Consider the following 18736-nt stretch of genomic DNA (forward strand, 5'->3'; position numbering starts at 1 on the left):
GCTAATACCCTGCTCCTGTTACCAATATTTGTTTATTTCGCGGCGCAACGCTTCGGCGGTTGCCCGACCGCTTTCCGATGCCAATGCCCGTCCGGCGATAAAGGTCTTGGCCCGGATCCCTTCAAACAGATGGATATCTTCCGGCACGATACCGCCGGTGATCGACAGCTCCAGCCCAAGCTCAGAGAGTGCCCGCATCTTGCTCAAATCGGCCTGGGTCCAGCTGACCCCGGCCAGCTCGGCATCCCGCGAGCGGTGATAGATAGCCTGACTGATCCCCATATCGGCCCACTGTTTGGCATCATCCAGCGTCCAGTTGCCATAGATCTCGATCTGGATCTCCCCGCCAAACTCGTCCGCGACTTTCTTGCAGGCAGCAATGGTAGCGACGTGTGCAGCGGCCGATACCGTGATCCAGTCAGCTCCGGCCGAGAAGGCCATGCGAGCCAGAATGGCACCACCATCTGTGGTCTTCATATCACACACGATAATGTGATCAGGGTGACGCTCGCGCATGGTGCGTACCGCAGACATGCCTTCCGCAAAAGCCAGAATAGTGCCGACCTCAATCACCTCGACATAACTGGCGACACGATCGGCAATATCCACGGCGGTAGCAAGATCGGTAGAATCCAGAGCAATCTGTAACATGGGTTTGGTCATACTATATTTCCTCAATTTAAAACCTTGGCAGAATGGATTGGCCCATTGATTTAAAGTTGATAAAGGGCCGTAACCTGACGTCACTAATATAAATAGATGGGCAATTTAAATAACGGGTCGACTAATTAGCGCTGGCCGTAATAGGCATTCTCACCATGTTTTCTGAAATAGTGTTTGTCAGACAACTCCTGCGCAATATGGATGGCAGGATTCAACGCTCTGGTTGCCAGCGCCATGGTAGCAACCTCCTCCAGCACCAGCGCATTGTGCACCGCATCCACCGCACTCTTGCCCCAGCAAAACGGGGCATGGCCAGTAATGACCACGCCTGGCAAGGCCTGCGGATCCAGCGCCCGTCGCTGAAATTCTTCGACAATGACCTTGCCGGTATTTTTTTCATAATCAACGCGAATTTCATCTTCGGTCAGCGGACGGGTGCAGGGAATATCGCCATAGAAATAATCGGCATGGGTGGTACCCAAGGCGGGAATATCCATTCCCGCTTGCGCCCAAATAGTGCCATGACGGGAGTGGGTGTGCACAATACCGGAAATACCTTTAAACGCTTTATATAAAACCAGATGGGTTGCGGTATCACTGGACGGGGATAAATGCCCATCGACGACCTGGCCTGCCAAATCAACCACCACGATATCGTCAACGGTCATATTGTCGTAAGAGACCCCCGACGGCTTGATGGCAACCACGCCCAAGCTACGATCTATCTGGGATACGTTACCCCATGTCAGGGTAACCAGACCGTATCGGGGCAGCAGCAGGTTGGCCTCCAGTACCGCCTCTTTCAATGAGTTGTACATTTCGTTCTCCTGGGCCCCTTGCGGGGCCGCGTTGGGTGCCTCAGACCACTTGCGCCAGCGCCTGATCAATGACGTTGAATACATCTGCGGTGCTCTGGCACGCTCGCAGCTTCTCGAGGTTGATCCCGCTCTCGCTGTTTTCATCCTCCAGCACCTGAGTCACCTCCATCAGCCCCTCCATGTGTTCATCCGAGGTGCTGCCCGCCAGCGTCACCAGCACGTCCACCGGCTCCTCTTCCCCCTCAAACTTCACCGGCGTGGTCAGGGTGACCAGTGCAAACGCCGTGCGATTGACTCCATCCTCCGGCCTCGCATGGGGCATCGCGAATTGGGGGGCAATCACGATATAGGGCCCCATCTTTTCAATGCTGCCGATGATTGCATCATGGTAACCCGGCTCCACGGCACCGGAGCGGATCAGCATGTCGGTGCCCAGCTTGATGGCGCTGCGCCAGTCGCTGGCGGCCGCATTGAGCAATACAGAGTTGTTTTCCATCAGAGATTGTTTGAATTTCATCTTGTTCTCCTTGCCCGCGGCCACATGCCGCGAGGCTCATCGGCTTAATTTGCAAAGTTGTTCTTGATGATGCCCAGCAGTTCATCACCAAACGAATTGGGGTTGAGCATGTTCTGCACGCCCAGCACGAATTTGCCCTCACCGGGGCTCATCTCGCCGGCCAGATGCTTGGAAGAGACGATGATGTCGGTGGTCTGCAGCTTGGTTTTGTAATCGGCCACGGCGCAGGAGTCCATGACATGGGGCACGCCACGCTGTTCGAGAAACTTGCCGATCTTCATCTTCATCATCATGGAGGAACCCTGACCGTTGCCGCATACCGCCAGGATCCGCACTGCATGTCCCCCTTTGGCACTCTCGGCTGGCGAGGCTGGCAGATCAGCCGCTTCTTCTGCCACGGCGACACTCGGGACAGCCATATCCTCTTCCATCCGCAGGGTGCGGGAAGCGAAGTACATATAGAGCCCGGCGCCGGCCAGTAACACCACGAAGAACAGGGAAGATAGCGAGAGACCCTGCATGATCACCGGGAATACCAGCGCCCAGTCAGCCATCCCCATCCAGCCGTTGAAGCTGGTGCCATTGACCGCGAACAGGTGGATAGCCCAGGCAGAGCCCAGCACCTCAATGATCCCCATGACGAAGCAGATCTTCATCACCGCTCGCCAGCCGCCAAAGTGGTTGGCGAACACCCCTATGGTGGCGTTGGAGAAGAACATGGGAATAAAGCCCGGGATAATCATGATGGGCGCCTGGAATGCCAGCAGGGCAAGCACAGCAAGGAACTGACCGATAGCCCCCCACATGAAGCCAAAGACCATGGCATTCGGCGAGTAGGCGTAGATGGCGGCGCAATCGATTGCCAGGACGGCGTTGGGAATGACCCGTTCGGAGATCCCCTTGAAGGCCTCGGAGAGTTCGGCAACGAACATCCGCACCCCTACCACGATGACCTGAATGGCGACCGCAAACTTGAGACCGGTTTCGAGAATGTAGATGGACCAGTGAGTCTGACCCGCCATCTGTTGCAGATTATCGAGGCCAAACGAGAGCAGGATGATACCGAAGAAGATGGTCATCACGATGGCGGTCGCCGTGATGCTGTCGTGGAAAATGTGCAGCCACTTTGGCAGCTTCAGGTGATCGACGCTCTCTTCCTTGTTACCCAGTTTCGGCGCCACCTTGGTGGCAATCCAGGAGGCGACCTGTTGCTGGTGACCGATGGAGAACCCAGCCCCGCCGGTTACTTCCTGAGTCGGCTTGAACATGATGTTGGAGGAGATCCCCCAATAGAGCGCCATGATAACGGCGGAATAGAGGATGGTTTCCCACATCGAGGCCCCCATCACCATATAGAAGACCGCGATCAGACCCACCTGCTGAAACATGATGTGGCCGGTCAGCATGATGGTGCGGATCCCGGTATAGCGCCGCAGCAACACCAGCAGAATATTAAGGGCAAGGGCCAGCAATACCGCATAGCCGACCCAGGAGTAGTTCTCTCCCATGGTTTCCATGGTCGCCATCATGGTGGTGTAGGGATCAATCACTGAACCGGTGAGGTGATGATATTCCGCAATTTTGTCCACCACCGGCTTGAAGCCTGCCACCAGCGTACTGGCGCCCACCTGCACCAGCATGAAACCGACGATGGTCTTCACGGTGCCCTTGACGACCGTCGTGCCATCCTGCTTGAGCAACAGGTAGCCAATACAGGTCACCAGCCCCAACAGCAGGGGTGCCTTGGTCATCACCTGACTGTAAAAGATGTAAAAAGCGTTGTAGAGGGTTTCCATATTTATGCTCCGTCCAGATGAGGACAACTCATGGCTATTGGATTGGTGCGGACATCTCACCATTCATATGGGCATTGCTTTACCTGACGCCCCGCGAGCAGATTCAACTGTCACCACTCACTATCAAATCCAAAATAATCATACATAATCACATGGTGATTTATTGTGATGAAGATCGAGGTCGGGAGAATCTCTTTTTTCCACCATCCGGATGTGAAATTTAGGTTAAAAGGGTACTCAAAGCTGCATGAAAGGATTCAAAGAATCCCTACAAATAGGCGAAAAATAAGTAAACCCAATAAATACAATCACTTAAAAACATGATCATCTCTTGATTGTGATATGCCGCCATTAATCTCACAAAACAATCACCACAATCATTGATAATCACAAAAGCGAGTAATATAGTCACAACCAATCAAAGCAAATCACTGACTCGCAACCATGCAAGTCATGTCATCACCCGATGAATCACCACTGTGTGAACCATCCAAATCAGAAAGGTATGTGAGATGAGCAAGATTGAAGAAATCACCCGTGAATCGTGGATCCTCAGCACCTTCCCCGAGTGGGGCACCTGGCTGAATGAAGAGATTGAGCAGGAAGAGGTCAAACCGAATACCTTCGCCATGTGGTGGTTGGGTTGCACCGGTATCTGGCTGAAGTCTGCCGGCAATACCAACATCTCCATCGACTTCTGGTGCGGCACGGGCAAGCGAACCCATGGCAATCCCTACATGAACAAGCAGCACCAGATGATGCGGATGGGGGGCGTGCGCAAGCTGCAACCCAACCTGAGAACCTCACCTTTCGTGCTCGATCCTTTCGGGATTAAAGATATCGATGCAGTGCTCGCTACCCACGATCATGCCGACCATATCGACGTCAATGTGGCGGCTGCCGTGCTGCAAAACTGTGGTGAGCATGTGAAGTTCATCGGCCCGAAAGCCTGTGTCGACCTCTGGTTGCGCTGGGGGGTGCCTGCCGAGCGTTGCGTGGTGGCCCGCGTAGGTGACGAGATCCCGGTGGGCGATATCGTGATCCAGGTACTCGATGCCTTTGACCGTACCGCGCTGGTCACCCTGCCGGCGGGGGTCTCCTCCACCGACAAGAGCATTCTGGATGGCATGGATGATCGGGCAGTGAACTATCTGGTCAAGACATCCGGGGGCAACCTCTACCACTCGGGTGATTCTCACTACTCCAACTACTATGCCAAGCACGGCAATGACTACCAGATCGATGTGGCGCTGCTCTCTTATGGCGAGAACCCGCGCGGTGTGACCGACAAGATGACCTCCTCAGACATCTTGCGCGCCGGGGAATCCCTCAACACCAAGGTAGTGATCCCGTTCCATCACGATATCTGGGCCAACTTCCAAAGCGATCCCCGCGAGATCGAAGTGCTCTGGAACATGAAAAAAGATCGCCTCGGCTATCGCTTCAGCCCCTTCTTCTGGCAAGTCGGTGGCAAGTACACCTTCCCGACTGACCAGAGCAAGCTGCACTACCAGCACCCGCGCGGCTTTGATGACATCTTCATCGACGAGCCGGAGCTGCCTTACAAATCCTTCTTGTAAGCACGCCCTGTCATACGTCGGGTAATGCGAGGGATGGTGATGGAGATGGGCCAGCAAGGCGTCATCTCAATCACCCCCTCTATTGCCCCCACCTCACCGGATAACAAGAAGATCAGACGATGCGCTATCACGCCCTGGCCCTCGATCTCGATGGCACCACCCTGACCAATGCTCACACCATCATGCCGGCCGTCAAAGAAGCCATCATGAGGATCAAGGAGCAGGCCACCGTCATGCTGGTTACCGGCAGACACCACACGGCCGCCCACCCCTATCACCACGAACTGGGGTTGAACACTCCCATCATCTGTTGCAACGGTACCTACGTTTACGACTACGACCAACGTGCTGTGCTGACAGAGAACGCCATTCCCCATGCGCTGGCACAACGCTTTATCACGCTGGCAAGGGATCACCGGCTCAACCTCGTCATGTATGTCACTGACCGCATGGTCTACTCCGCTCATCAGCCGGTGCGCTACATGGCCGCCCTGCAGCAGTGGGCCAACGGCTTTGCGCCGCCGATCCAGCCACAGGTGGCAGCAGTTCACTCGTTTGAAGAGGAGCTGGCCAACAGCAGCCATGTCTGGAAGTTCGTGGCAGAGGGAGAGATCACCGCCATTCAGGCCTTCTCACATCACCCCTGGGTACGCGAACACTTCAATGGCGAGCAGTCATGGGCCAATCGGATCGATTTTGCCCGCCGCGGCAACAGCAAGGGAGCGCGACTGCAGGATTATCTGGACCAGCAAGGGATCAGCCCGGCACGACTGGTCGCCATCGGCGACAACCACAACGACACCTCCATGCTCTGCCTTGCGGGGATGGGCATCGCCATGGCCAATGCCGAGCCGGAGGTCAAGCAGATGGCCAACCGGGTCACCTGCGAGAGCAACGACGAGGGCGGGATCCTCGAGGTATTGAACCACTATTTTCCTATCTGAATGCAGGAGCTTGTATGCATCACTTTGACCATGCCTTTCGCCTCGGCCTTTATGAAAAGGCGATGCCCTCTGCACTGGAGTGGCAAGAGAAAATTCTGTCGGCCAAGGAGCTTGGCTTTGATTTCATCGAGATATCCATTGATGAATCAGATGAAAAACTGCAACGGCTCGATTGGTCAGATAGCGAAATCTATCGGCTCAGACGACTGTGCGAGCAGCACAGCTTGCCGTTACACTCCATGTGCCTGAGCGCCCATCGCCGCTTTCCGTTCGGTTCGCACGATCCAGCCATCCGCGAGCAAGCGGCCATCATCATGGAAAAAGCGATCAATCTGGCCTACAAACTCGGCATTCGCTGCATCCAGCTGGCAGGCTACGACGTCTATTACGAACCCCAAAGCGACGAGACCCACCATCACTTCATCGATGGGATGAAGGCGGCAGCCAAGATGGCTGAGCGGGCAGGCATCATGCTGGGTGTCGAGATCATGGATACCCCCTACCTCAACTCCCTCAGCAAATTCGAGGTGCTGAAAAAGCAGCTCCCCTCTCCCTACTTCATGGCCTACCCGGATGTCGGCAATATCACCGGCTGGAACTATGACACCTGTACCGAGCTGCAATTGAGTGCAGACCATATCGTGCAGATCCACCTCAAAGACACCCGCAAGGTAACGGCCAATTGCAGCGGGCAGTTCCGTGATCTGGTCATTGGCGAAGGAGAGGTCGACTTTGCCGCCATTTTCCACACCCTGGCAAAAATCGGTTACAACGGCCCCATGGTGCTGGAGATGTGGGCCAAGGATGAAGAGTGGGCAAGCAACCTGAAAACGGCCAAGGCGAGACTGGCCGAACACGCTCGGCAAGCCGGTCTGGCGCTCGCCTGAACGCCCGTTATCAGAAGAGTTAACAAGGTTGCTGTCATCCACACCTATGCGCGATATAATCACCATCCAATCAGATTCAATCATCATCAGGCATGATATGACAGAAGCACATCGCCATAACGCCATTTTGGAACTGCTCAATCAGAAACGTCATCTGTCGGTCAACAGCATAATGCAAGCCTTTGATATTTCTCCGGCTACTGCTCGCCGCGATATCAACAAGCTCAATGACTCCGGCAAGCTGCGCAAGGTGCGCAACGGCGCCGAAGCCTTGATGCAGGCCAGAAAGACCCACTGGTCTCCTCTCGACAGCAATGAAAGCCTCAATCACAGCGAAAAGGTGCGTATCGCCCAGGTGGCCGCAGCCCTGATCAAACCGGGGGAAAGCGCGGTCATCAACTGCGGCTCCACCGCCTTCGTGCTGGGTCAGGAGATCTGCGGACAGGATGTTCAGGTCATCACCAACTACTTCCCGCTCGCCAACTACCTGATCGAGAATGACCATGACGGCGTGGTGATCATCGGGGGTCAATACAACAAGTCACAATCCATCACCCTGGCACCGCAGGACGAGATCTCCTCCCTCTATGCCGGGCACTGGATGTTCACCAGCGGCAAGGGCGTGACCGCCGATGGTCTCTACAAGATGGATATGCTGACCGCTATGGCGGAGCAGAAGATGCTCAACCACGTCGGCCGACTGGTGGTACTGGCCGACAGCAGCAAGGTGGGACAACGGGCAGGCATGCTGTTTTGCGCCGCAAGCAAGATCGACATTCTGATCACCGGCAAAGATGCGGATAAAGAGGTCATCGAGCAGATCAAAGCCAAAAATGTGCAGGTCATTCTGGTCTAGGACATAAAGTGCTGGGGCGCTTTGTAGGCGCCTTCTTTCAAGGCCATTTTCGGCCAGAAACCGCAGATACAAAAAAGCCCAAGCGGGTGACCGCTTGGGCTTTCTCTTTGAATATGGCGGAGGAGGTGGGATTTGAACCCACGGATGGTCGCCCATCGCCGGTTTTCAAGACCGGTGCATTCAGCCGCTCTGCCACCCCTCCGAACGGCGAGCATACTACGTCAAGCGCTTGTTCATATGCAATACATATTTCCTGTGGGATAGTGTGCGGGAGCAAAATGGCAGGTGGCTTGAAATTGTTCCTCGTCATCCCTATTTGTTCTACATACAATGCGTAAACATGCAGTAACAAACAGCGATCACGAGGCGGCTGCTCGCCGTCTCACCCGGACATCAAGAGGACACCCAAGATGGATACCCGTTCTATCTACACTGGCACCCAAAGTGCCGTACGCGATACCAACAAGGTGCTGCGTAACACCTATATGCTGCTCTCCCTCACTCTGGGCTTCTCTGCCGTGGTGGCGGGGGTCGCTACCGTGATGAACATGCCGCCGCTGCACTGGGCCGTGTTCCTGATCGGTGTCTACGGTCTGATGTTCCTGACCGAGAAGAATCGCAACAACGGCATGGGGCTGGTCTTCACCTTCGCCCTGACCGGTCTGCTGGGCTATAGCCTGGGCCCCATCATCAACATGTACATGAACAATGGTGGTGGCGAGATCGTGATGACTGCCCTTGGCGGCACCGCGCTCACCTTCTTCGGTCTGTCGGCCTATGCCCTGACCACCAAGCGTGACCTCTCCTTTATCGGCGGCATGCTGTTCGTCGGTTTCTGGGTACTGCTGGTGGCCATGATTGCCAACATCTTCCTGCAGATGAGCGCCCTGAGCCTGGCTCTGTCCGCCATGTTCATGCTGTTCTCTTCCGGCGCCATCCTGCTGACCACCCAGCAGATCGTGCGCGGCGGCGAGACCAACTACATCTCAGCCACTGTCACCCTGTATGTCTCCATCTACAACATTTTCCTGAGCCTGCTGAGCCTGCTTGGCGGCAACCGCAACTAATCAAAAACCCCGCTTCGGCGGGGTTTTTATTGGCTCCTGTTTCTGTCAGGATAAGTTGCAAATCAAGGATATGATGCGAAGCGGCCCTGATCCAAATCAGGGCCGCTTCTCGCTTGGCGGGGTAACATCCTGCCCTCGTTTCGTTCAAGGGTTGTTCCTGTTTCATGCCGATGGATCTCTCTGGCCTGCTGCGCCGACTGCTGACCGATAGTCACATCTACTTCGCCCTCAAGGTGCTGCTGGCCATTCTCGGTCTGCTCGCCTTCACCCTGGCCACAGGCAATATCCAGCTCACCGTACTGCTCTCCCTCGGGGTCGTGGCGGGCGCCATCGCCGAAACCGACGACAGCCTGTGGGGACGGCTCAAAAACCTCGCCATGACGCTCATCTGCTTCATGTTTGCGTCCCTGTGCGTGCAGTATCTCTACCCCACCCCCTGGTTGTTTGCCATCGGGTTGGCCAGCTCCACCTTTATCTTCGTGATGGTGGGGGCGCTCGGTGCACGCTACGCCACCATCAGCTTCGGCTCGCTGCTGATCGCCATTTACACCATGCTGGGCGCCGCCAAGGCGCCGGATCTCTTCTACCAGCCGCTGGCGCTCGGCGCTGGCGCCCTCTGGTACGGGCTGGTCTCGTTTATCTGGCTCTGGCTGCTGCCCTACAAAACCCTGCACGAGCAGCTGGCCCAGAGCTACTTCGCCCTTGGCCGCTACCTGCTGGAAAAATCCCGCTTCTTCCCGGCGGACGAGCACGGCGCCCAGGCCATTCGCCACAATCTAGCCCAGCTCAACATCAATCTGGTGAGCGCCCTGACCCTCACCAAGTCGGCCCTCAATGCCCGCCTGAGCCGCCGCCATCCAGCGAGCCCCGAGCTTGCCAGCCTGCTGCGTCTCTATCTGCTGGCGCTGGAAATTCACGAACGCGCGACCTCCAGCCACTACCCCTACAGCCGACTGGAAGCGGAGCTCAAGCAGGGCATCGTACTGGAAGGATTTCAGGAGGTGTTCCTGCAGCTCTCCGAGGCGTGCCAGCGGCTCGGTTACGCCATTCTGGTGCACAAGCCCTACGCCCATAACAAGCGCATTCACTGGACGCTGGAGGCCCTGGGCGATCAGCTGGAGTTCACCAATCTCAAGCAGCACTACCCGAAAACCCTGCTGACGCCGATGAAGTTCCTGCGCCGCAATCTGGCCAGCATCAACCAGCTGCTCGGCAGCGCCGAAGTGCTGCAAAACCCCGAGCAGCCGGAACAGGAGTTGCCCGCGCTGGCGCGGCCGCCCCGCCTGCCGCTGCTGACCCAGCTCAAGCAGCACCTCACCTTGCACTCCATGGTGTTTCGCCACGCGCTGCGCCTATCCTTGGGGCTGGTGATCGGCTACGGCATACTGCAAGCCTTTGACCTGGAGAAGGGCTACTGGATTTTGCTGACCGTGTTGTTTGTCTGCCAGCCCAGCTACAGCGCCACCCGCCGCCGACTGGTGCAGCGGATGCTCGGCACCTTCGCCGGTATTCTGGTGGGCATTCCGGTACTCTGGCTCTTCCCCGAGCTGCACGTTCAGCTGGTGGTGATGGGGCTGGCGGCCTTCCTGTTTTTCACCCAGGTGCGCAACAACTACAGCGCCGCGGTCTGCTTTATCACCCTCTACGTGCTGATGGCGTTCAACCTGCTCGATGGGATCGGCTTTGCCATTCTCGGGCCACGGCTGCTCGATACCCTGCTCGGCTGCCTGATCTCCTACGGGTTGGTGGCCTGGCTCTGGCCGGACTGGCAGTACAAACGGCTGCCAACGCTTATCGCCAATTCGCTCTCGGCCAACGCCCGCTACCTCTCGGCGGTGCTGGCAAGCCTCAAGCAGCAGCGGGACGAGTCCATCGACTATCGGGTAGCGCGCAAAAGCGCCCATCTGGCGGACAGCGAGCTGGCCACCGCCTGGCAAAGCATGCTGGTAGAGCCGCAAAAGCGCCGCCGCTTCCTCGATCTCTGCTTTACCCTCACCTGGCGTAACCACGCCCTGCTCTCCTACATCTCGGCGCTGGGGGCTCATCGCGACAAGCTGGAGGCCATCAGTGGGCTGGATGAGGTGCGCCACCACATCTGCCACACCCTTGAGCAGGCCGCCGGTCATCTGGCGGGCAACCCATCCAGCTCCATCGGTGGTCAGTGTCCGGTGATCAGCCCGGATAGCAGCGAGGAGCAGCTGATGCTGACCCAGCAGCTCAACCTGATCAGCGAGCTGGCGGATCAGCTGCTGCATCTGGCCAACGAGAGCCGGTTGCTCACCGGGGATCAAGGCGCTACCATGCCCGCCCAATCCTGATAGCCCCATTAGCGAGGAGCCCTCATGTCTGCGTCCGAAAAACATCAGCTGGAATTCAACGGCCAACTCATCGAGACCGATGCCAAGGGCTACCTGCTCAACAGCAACGACTGGAGCGAGGAGCTGGCGCTGGTGCTGGCCGCGCAGGAGGGGATCGAGCTGGAGGAGCCGCACTGGGAAGTGGTACGCTTTGTGCGCGCCTTCTATCTGGAGTTCAACACCTCCCCCGCCATTCGCGCACTGGTCAAGGCGATGGAGAAGCAGTACGGCCCCGAAAAGGGCAACAGCCGCTACCTCTACAAGCTGTTCCCGGAAGGCCCAGCCAAGCAGGCGACCAAGATTGGCGGCCTGCCCAAACCGGTGAAGTGCATCTGATCCCATAAAGCGGGCGGTGCAAAATCACCGCCCATTCCATTCGTTGTTGGCAACAAAAAGCCATTTATCTACCAAACAACCTTGCAAAGAATCCCTTCTTTTTTTCTTGTGTTACTGGCTCAGTCATACTTTCTATCTGAGCAAGTTGTTCAAGGCTCGCCTCTGCATACAGCAAGGCTCCATCAGGATAACAATTAAATAAATTTGTCAAACTGCGAGTTGAGTTCAAATCTAGTGGATTCGGCTCAACTATTTCTGTCGCCTCAACCAGTGCCAGGTCATTTTCTATAGCGTCATCAACTGCACGCCAAAATATATCCAGACGACCATGAGAAAAAATATCGTCCAGTTTGTCACGAACTGCAGAGTTACAACTGTAATCACTGCGTAATGCTTTCAGTGCCTCGTTGGACAAGAAAACACCTCCACAGTAATTTTCTGTCAGGCGATTATCAAATACGCAGTTTTTAAAATCTTCTGGCACTAATTGTTTCCAGTCACTAACATAGCGTGACATTAATTTATCATCAGCTAAAAATGAAAATGCAGCTCCTCTGAGGTAATGATGTTTTCGTAAAAACCCAGAAATAATTGCTATATAAAAGGCATGACCTTTGTTAAAAGGCAAATCTTTTTCGATAGTTCTCGCTTCTGCGAATCTTGACTTTAATTGTTCAGTATAAAAATCATCCATTCCAAATTGCGAAGCAATGGTCTTGTAATGCTCAAGATCTTGCAGACCTTTAAAATAAATTGAATGAACTTCTTCTTTACTGATTGGGTGATAAGTAATATCCCATCCCATAACACCGCCTCGAATAATAACTTTTATTCACCTTGAGATGAATTTGAGTGTAACAAAGAACCAAGTATTCTGTCCGATATGGAATATGATTCTTGCCAGTGCAATAAAACTACCAAGGATGTCATATCACTCAGCATGGTAGTTGTCATTGTTCCACCTCTATTCGTTAAACAGCCAGCGCCACCAGCTGCTCCGCCAGCCGGTGACCATGCAGGTAGGAGGCGATCAGCTCACTATCGGCACGGCCCAACTCAATCTGTTGATACCAGTGCTCCAGCATGGCGGCAAAGCCGCGCTGGGCCAGCACCGGCTGCCAGTCGTTGGGGGCCAGCATCTCGGCCTGCTTGTCGCGGGCGATGATGCCGCGGGTGCAGTTCTCAAGGTGCAGAGAGAGATTGTCGCCGTAGGCATCGATGCGCTCCTCGGTGATCCCGGCGCTGCGGTTCATGCTGCCGCTGATGGCGCGATCGCCGCTCTGCCAGCTGACGCTTACCCCGGCCAGCAGACTCTTGTCTTGCGCACAGGGGCGCAAGACCGCATGAAAGTCGCCGTCCGGCACGCCGCCATAGAAGCAGAGGCTGTCGAGCACATGGATAAAGTCATCGAACATAAAATCCCGCGCCTTGCCGGGCAGAGCGAAGCGGTGTTTCTGCCAGTTAAGCTCGGTGAGCGGCTGGGCGCGGGCCTCGGCCATGGCGGGCAGATAGCGGCGGTTAAAGCCGGTAAAGAGGGCGCAATTTTGCGCGATGGCGAGGTTGGCCAGCGCCTCCGCTTCAGCCAGATTGTCGCACAGCGGCTTGTCGACAAAGGTGGGGATGCCGGCGCGCAGGCACTGCTCGGCCAGCTCGCGGTGCACCGCGGTAGCGGCGTGGATCATCACGGCGTCGGGACGGCTGGCCAGCATGGCCGCCACATCGGTAAAGCACTCGGCGACCCGATACTGACGGGCCAGCTTCTCCAGCACCGATGGATTGCGGGTGCAGAGCAGCGGGGTGATCCGCTCATCGCTGGCAAGCAGCGGCAGATAGGCTTTCTGGGCGATATCCCCCAGACCAATCATGGCAATGCGCATGACAACTCCTTGTTTTATCTGGCAAGCGTGTGAAGGGGGTGCGGCAACGACTCTTGCGGCAACCCGGCAATGCAAACTGGCCGACAGGGTAGCACTCCCCTTTCGCCGCCTCCATCGGCGGCACCAAAAACAGCAGGGGCGACCCGCCGGTCGCCCCTGTCGATTCATCCCTTGCCTCCCCGGCCAGCCAATGGCGGCCTGTGGGCATCTGCCGGTTACAGCCCTTTCAGGGACTGGCAGTCGTAGTAGGTGATGCGCGGCTTGTCGTTGTAGTTGAGATCGATCACCCCGAACAGCATCTTCTGGGCCGGCAGATAGATGTGGACATAGTTAGCCTGCTTGGCGTCGGCGACCTTGAGACTCTCCTCACTGTTGTTCATGTAGGAGCTGAGCATGCCGGCGGTGCTGTAGCGTTCCAGCAGGTTCATCGGCATCTCTTCGTTGTGCTTGAGGGTGCAGTTGTTCTCCGGCTTGGGCGGGAACTGGCCAATAACCACTTTGCGCCCTTGCGGGCTGGTCTTGTCGACAGAGGTCACGCTGCTTGCACAAGCAGTCAGCAGCAAAGCGGGCAACAGCAGAAACAGTTTTTTCATGGAACCTGAACTCACAAAATGAGGCCATCCCGGCCCCGGTTTTCGCCGCGGTGGTGGCCGGAGCGTCTGCCGCCAGCCTCACCGCCGTCGCTTGTTATAGGGGTCTCGCCGAGGCGAGTGGCGCGCATCTTCACATCCCGTCTCCCGGTATTCAATCACTATTCAATCAATAGGGCGGGAAGTGTGTAACCAGATATTTCATGGGAGTATCCAGCCCGCACCGGACGCGCTTTTCAGCCAACCAGCCCATCGGCGGCAGACCCTATCTCTACTGGCCTTCGGGCAGACTCCCCTTGCCTCTTTTGCCTCTGTTATCTGGTGATCGGGGGGACGATTTGCCTCCCCCCTCTCCCTTGGGTTCGCTCATGCCAGCGGCCAATTATTTCACCTATGTAACGCTTTAAGAGATTAATGTTTCACCTGCGCAAAAATCAGGGCTGGGCTGGCAGCGGCGGTTGGCAGGCAGGGGCGAGCAGCGCTCGCCCGACTGGGTTACAAGGGATTGGCCGAGCAGGAGAAATGGTGGGATGGGGCTGAACAGGATGGCAGGTGATGGCCGGATTAGGGTTTTCCCTCAACCGGCCTCACCGGCCCAAACGCATGTTGTGCGATCAGGCGGAAGCGAGCGGGGTGGCGGCCTTGATCACCTCGGCCAGCCACTCGATGGCCAGATTGCCCTGACTTTTGCGATGCCTGCCGACCACCACCTCAAACGGCTGCGGCGCCCCGGCCAGTTCCACGGTGCGAAAATCCCCGAGGGCGGCGATGGCCGACGGAATGCAGGCCGCCACGTCATTGACCGACATAAAGGCTTGCAGCGAGGTGTAACAGGGGAGCGTCGCCACCGCCGTGCTGGCGACCTGCTGCGGGCTCATCTGCCCTTCGAAATTGCCGACGCTGTTGGCGAACTGCACAAAGGGGATAGCCGCCATATCCTGCGGGGTGTTGCCCGGAAGATATCGGGAGTCGCGGCGCAGCACACAGCAGTAGTGATCCCGGCGCAGGGTGGCGCGCAGCAACCCCGGGTCGAGATAGGCATCAAAACCAATCACCAGATCGACCTCGCCGCTGGCCAGCGCCTCCAGATGCAGTTCGGCCTGAAAGTCCACCACATCGAGCCGGATGGAGGGCGCCTGAGTGCGCAGGGCGCTCGCCAACCTTGGGATAATGGCGAGCTGGGCATATTCGTTGGCCATCACCCTGAAGGTGCGCTGGCTGCTGGCGGGATCGAAGGGAGCTGCCACAAAGACCCCGTCGATGTCGGCCAGGATCTGCTCGAACCTGGCGGCCAGATCGCAGGCGTAATCGGTCGGCTGCAACCCGGCGCTCTGGCGGATAAACAGCTCGGCGGGAAAGAGATCGCGCAGCTTTTTCAGATGGCTGCTCACCCCCTGCTGGGAGATCTCCAGCAGCTCGGCCACCCGCGACACACTCTTGTATCTGACCAGCAGCACCAGCACCCGCATCTGCCTGATATCGATCTTCTCCACCCTTACCTCACCAATTTAAGTTGTATCACATACAAATCACCCATGATTTACATTGTATCAGTGGCTCTCTAACCTTGCAGCTCTTCCAGCAAAGCGAGGTTAACGATGAAAACTGTCATTCTGATTGGTGCTCAGGGGAAAATGGGGCAAGCCGCCCTCAGTGGTCTGGGCAAGCACAAAGTGATCACCGCCAGCCGCTCCGGCGAGGGGTGTGATTTTCAGGTGGATATCACCAGCAGAGAGTCCATCGAGCGGCTCTACCAAAACGTGGGTTCCTTCGATGCGGTGGTCAATACCGCTGGCTATTGCGAATACGCCCCCTTTGGCGAGATGAGCGACGAGCAGTGGCAAACCACCATCCAGAGCAAGCTAATGGGGCAGATCAATCTGGTCAATGTCGGCCTCAACTACATCAATCAGGGGGGCTCCTTCACCCTGATCTCCGGCATCCTCAATATCAAGCCGATCCCGCTGGCCATTGCCGATGCCACCACCAGCGGTGCCATCGATACCTTTGTCCAGTGCGTGGCCCACGAGCTGCCCCGTGGCATTCGCATCAATGTGGTCAACCCGACCGTACTGGAAGAGGCGTGGGACGTATATGGCGAGATGATGCCGGGCTTCCAGCCGGTGCCGGGCGCTTTGGTCGGCAAGGCATTTGAGCGCTCCGTCGATGGCTTTATTAGCGGTCAGGTGCTCTATGTCGATGCCTGATCCGGTTCAGGTGTGACCCCAATGCCTTGGTAATTCCTTGTCGATGTTTTTCCTCTTCCCCGAAAGCCCCGCTCTCGGGGCTTTTTGCATGGCGGGGGGGCAAAGCCGCACAGAAGATAGAAAAAAGGAAGGAAGTCGAAACTTCCTTCCTTTTGGCTTGCGCAACGGCCTGTGACTCAGTTTATCTTGCCCATTTCAACGGCGAAGCTGGTCGCCAGCTGGGCAAACTTGAGAGCCTGGCCAGCCGAGGGATCCGAGTTTTGCAACGTATCCTGCGCCGTGTGGATCCTGGGGTTGTATTCGCTAAAGCGTGACTCGAACGGCATGGCGGCGGGGTAGCCCTGATTGTGCCAGGAGGCGTGATCCGAGCAACCATAGCCACAGCTGTCATAGCCATAGCTGACTTGCGGCAGGTAGGCATCGATCAGCTGGGTGAGATAGCCGGTCAGCCCCTTGTCGGTGTAGTCGGTCATAAAGACGATGTCGTTCGCCGAGCCCTTGTAGTTGGTCATGTCCAGCTGGAGCGCGGCCAATACCTTGGTGTTGGCCGCCTTGTAGCGGCTGGCGATATCCTTGGAGCCCCGCAAACCCACCTCCTCTGCGGCATAGCCGATAAATTGCAGGGTACGCTCCGGCTGGCGGCCCTGTTCGGCGATGACCCGCAGCACCTCGGTCAGGGTGGCGATGCCGGAGGCGTCATCATCAGCGCCGGGGGCCAGCGTCTTGCTGTTGGGGGCCGAGCCTGCGGTGGAATCGAGATGGCCGCCGAGCACCACCACCTCGTCCGGATAGCGGCTCCCCTTGAGGGTCAGCACCACCGATTGTTGCGGGTAGCCGCTATGTTTGACCCGGCTGACGCTGGCCCATGGCAGGGTGCTGCCGAGGCTCTGCCACTGGCTGGCCACCCAGTCGGCGGATTGCGTGCCGGTAGTGGTGGTGTAGTAGCGGTTGCGCCAACCGGATAGCTTGCTGATGGTGCTGGCGATATTGCCTTGATCCAGATGGGGCAGCAGCCGGTTGACACTGGCCCCCTGGGTCAACGGCGTTGCGCTGAACAGGTTTTGGCTGAGGGGCTGGGCCATGCTCTGCAGCGCATCGGCCAGGGTTGTGTGCACCACATAGCCACCGCAGCGCTGGTGGCCTTCGTGCATCAGGTGCGAGAGGGAGCCAAGCTCGCTTGCCTCAATCTGGGCCAGCTGGATGGGCGCCCCGCTGGCACTGAACAGGGGGGAGAGCTTGGCATTGACCTGCTTGAGTTCAACCCCGCTATCGGCCCCAATCGTGATCCACACGGGCGCACCCGCCTGAACGACAAGGGGAAACAGGGGGAGTAAAAGGGCTGCAGTCATCGCTTTCATTTCGGATCCTTCCGGTTATGGTCAACAGTGAATAGATTTAATGGGTCTCATAAGAAGACCAAGCTAGTCTAGTCACCCATTGCCGTTAAATCGACCACTCCCTTCACCAAATGGCACCACCTGATGTAAAGCGCTCCAGCCGGGGGTTTTACCTCCTGCTTTTCCCTCCCCGCCCCTGTGGCCCTGCCCGCACCGTCCCTTGATTGTTCCACCTGCGCAACAGCCGATCGGTTATGCGTTGCACCAGAGAAACAATCTGAGGGGTTCCTGCACCCGGCCATAGCCACAGGATGGCCAGCAGCCAGCGCCCGATCACTGTCCGGTTGGCGGCAAGGTCGCAGAGCAAGAAGAGTTTGATAGCGGTCATAAAACGCGTTGTTTCTGATGGTTACATCAGGTTAAGGCTCACCTCGACAGTTTCGTTTGGCTTACCATGGCCACTCAGAACCTGTTGAACTGCGATGGGTTGCGGCCCTCGCGGGTCAAGGGGAGCATTTTGGAAGCAGGTATCTCGGAAGCAGGAATCCATGGTGGCGGTCGCGTTATGCCTTGCTCACACAGGCAGGTTCCGTATTAAAACGGGATAACAGAGCGCGGCAAGGCAACAGCATGAGAAGGAGCACGGCATGATGATATTCAGCGTCTTTGGCCGACTGGTTGGCGTAAAACGGGAGGGGGAGCAGTGGCTGCTGTTTAACGTCAGCCTGCCCGAGCGCAAATACTCGCGCATCCGCGATGTGATTATTCCCGACTTTCTGACCGAGGATGAGATCCCGCGCTGGCTTGACGATATCTATCACGAAGCCGCCAGCGCCGCCCACCCCGATGTGGTGCGTATCGAGTAACTCGCCCGCTTGCAGCCTTATCGGCAACGCCATGGTTC

At 56.9% G+C, this 18736-nt stretch carries 18 protein-coding genes and 1 tRNA gene; 9 read left to right on the forward strand and 10 right to left on the reverse strand.

Annotated elements, in window-relative coordinates:
* Window positions 1–18: 18 nt before the first annotated feature.
* From AACS24_RS18785 to AACS24_RS18800, 4 genes are all read right to left on the reverse strand, one after another.
* Complete coding sequence (locus AACS24_RS18785; RefSeq protein ID WP_108571632.1) at window positions 19–663, reverse strand: 3-keto-L-gulonate-6-phosphate decarboxylase UlaD; 645 nt, start codon at window positions 661–663, stop codon at window positions 19–21.
* A 125-nt stretch (window positions 664–788) separates the two neighbouring features.
* On the reverse strand, window positions 789–1481 hold the full coding sequence (locus AACS24_RS18790; RefSeq protein WP_108571633.1) for an L-ribulose-5-phosphate 4-epimerase: 693 nt from the start codon (window positions 1479–1481) through the stop codon (window positions 789–791).
* A 40-nt stretch (window positions 1482–1521) separates the two neighbouring features.
* On the reverse strand, window positions 1522–1998 hold the full coding sequence (locus tag AACS24_RS18795; protein ID WP_108571634.1) for a PTS sugar transporter subunit IIA: 477 nt from the start codon (window positions 1996–1998) through the stop codon (window positions 1522–1524).
* Window positions 1999–2042: 44 nt separating this feature from the next.
* On the reverse strand, window positions 2043–3794 hold the full coding sequence (locus AACS24_RS18800) for a PTS ascorbate-specific subunit IIBC (RefSeq protein ID WP_108571635.1): 1752 nt from the start codon (window positions 3792–3794) through the stop codon (window positions 2043–2045).
* 512 nt (window positions 3795–4306) lie between these two features.
* Between AACS24_RS18800 and ulaG the strand changes: the two genes are divergently transcribed.
* From ulaG to ulaR, 4 genes are all read left to right on the forward strand, one after another.
* Window positions 4307–5374: an L-ascorbate 6-phosphate lactonase gene (gene ulaG / locus AACS24_RS18805; RefSeq protein WP_021229099.1), complete on the forward strand. Its 1068-nt coding sequence runs from the start codon at window positions 4307–4309 to the stop codon at window positions 5372–5374.
* 119 nt (window positions 5375–5493) lie between these two features.
* Complete coding sequence (locus AACS24_RS18810; protein WP_108571636.1) at window positions 5494–6318, forward strand: Cof-type HAD-IIB family hydrolase; 825 nt, start codon at window positions 5494–5496, stop codon at window positions 6316–6318.
* Window positions 6319–6332: 14 nt separating this feature from the next.
* The gene (locus tag AACS24_RS18815; RefSeq protein WP_108571637.1) at window positions 6333–7205 is read left to right on the forward strand and encodes an L-ribulose-5-phosphate 3-epimerase; all 873 of its coding nucleotides are present in this window, start codon (window positions 6333–6335) and stop codon (window positions 7203–7205) included.
* Between the two features lie 97 nt (window positions 7206–7302).
* The gene (gene ulaR / locus AACS24_RS18820) at window positions 7303–8061 is read left to right on the forward strand and encodes an HTH-type transcriptional regulator UlaR (protein WP_108571644.1); all 759 of its coding nucleotides are present in this window, start codon (window positions 7303–7305) and stop codon (window positions 8059–8061) included.
* 114 nt (window positions 8062–8175) lie between these two features.
* Here the strand turns inward: ulaR and AACS24_RS18825 are convergent.
* A tRNA-Ser gene (locus AACS24_RS18825) sits at window positions 8176–8263 on the reverse strand.
* 208 nt (window positions 8264–8471) lie between these two features.
* Here AACS24_RS18825 and AACS24_RS18830 point away from each other — a divergent pair.
* From AACS24_RS18830 to AACS24_RS18840, 3 genes are all read left to right on the forward strand, one after another.
* Entirely contained in the window at window positions 8472–9128 is a 657-nt protein-coding gene (locus AACS24_RS18830; RefSeq protein WP_005338308.1) for a Bax inhibitor-1/YccA family protein, read from the forward strand.
* 164 nt (window positions 9129–9292) lie between these two features.
* Complete coding sequence (gene yccS / locus AACS24_RS18835; RefSeq protein ID WP_108571638.1) at window positions 9293–11446, forward strand: YccS family putative transporter; 2154 nt, start codon at window positions 9293–9295, stop codon at window positions 11444–11446.
* A gap of 24 nt (window positions 11447–11470) precedes the next feature.
* Window positions 11471–11821, forward strand: a complete 351-nt coding sequence (locus AACS24_RS18840) for a TusE/DsrC/DsvC family sulfur relay protein (protein ID WP_005347582.1) — start codon at window positions 11471–11473, stop codon at window positions 11819–11821.
* A 64-nt stretch (window positions 11822–11885) separates the two neighbouring features.
* Here AACS24_RS18840 and AACS24_RS18845 read toward each other — a convergent pair whose 3' ends face one another.
* The 4 genes from AACS24_RS18845 to AACS24_RS18860 form a co-directional block, all read right to left on the reverse strand.
* Window positions 11886–12626, reverse strand: coding sequence for a hypothetical protein (locus AACS24_RS18845; protein WP_108571639.1), 741 nt, complete (start codon window positions 12624–12626; stop codon window positions 11886–11888).
* Window positions 12627–12792: 166 nt separating this feature from the next.
* The gene (locus AACS24_RS18850; RefSeq protein ID WP_108571640.1) at window positions 12793–13698 is read right to left on the reverse strand and encodes a Gfo/Idh/MocA family protein; all 906 of its coding nucleotides are present in this window, start codon (window positions 13696–13698) and stop codon (window positions 12793–12795) included.
* Window positions 13699–13913: 215 nt separating this feature from the next.
* On the reverse strand, window positions 13914–14291 hold the full coding sequence (locus tag AACS24_RS18855) for a hypothetical protein (protein ID WP_033113043.1): 378 nt from the start codon (window positions 14289–14291) through the stop codon (window positions 13914–13916).
* A 611-nt stretch (window positions 14292–14902) separates the two neighbouring features.
* On the reverse strand, window positions 14903–15781 hold the full coding sequence (locus AACS24_RS18860) for a LysR family transcriptional regulator (RefSeq protein ID WP_108571641.1): 879 nt from the start codon (window positions 15779–15781) through the stop codon (window positions 14903–14905).
* Window positions 15782–15886: 105 nt separating this feature from the next.
* On the opposite strand from AACS24_RS18860, the gene AACS24_RS18865 reads away from it, so the two are divergent.
* Entirely contained in the window at window positions 15887–16495 is a 609-nt protein-coding gene (locus AACS24_RS18865) for a short chain dehydrogenase (RefSeq protein ID WP_043818848.1), read from the forward strand.
* Window positions 16496–16671: 176 nt separating this feature from the next.
* Here the strand turns inward: AACS24_RS18865 and AACS24_RS18870 are convergent, their stop codons facing one another.
* Window positions 16672–17853: a M28 family metallopeptidase gene (locus AACS24_RS18870; protein WP_108571642.1), complete on the reverse strand. Its 1182-nt coding sequence runs from the start codon at window positions 17851–17853 to the stop codon at window positions 16672–16674.
* A gap of 626 nt (window positions 17854–18479) precedes the next feature.
* Between AACS24_RS18870 and AACS24_RS18875 the strand changes: the two genes are divergently transcribed.
* The gene (locus tag AACS24_RS18875; RefSeq protein WP_033135155.1) at window positions 18480–18698 is read left to right on the forward strand and encodes a DUF7661 family protein; all 219 of its coding nucleotides are present in this window, start codon (window positions 18480–18482) and stop codon (window positions 18696–18698) included.
* The last annotated feature ends 38 nt before the right edge of the window (window positions 18699–18736 follow it).

Origin of the sequence: Aeromonas sp. HMWF016 (assembly GCF_963878195.1) — a bacterium.
GTDB classification, from domain to species: domain Bacteria; phylum Pseudomonadota; class Gammaproteobacteria; order Enterobacterales; family Aeromonadaceae; genus Aeromonas; species Aeromonas lacus.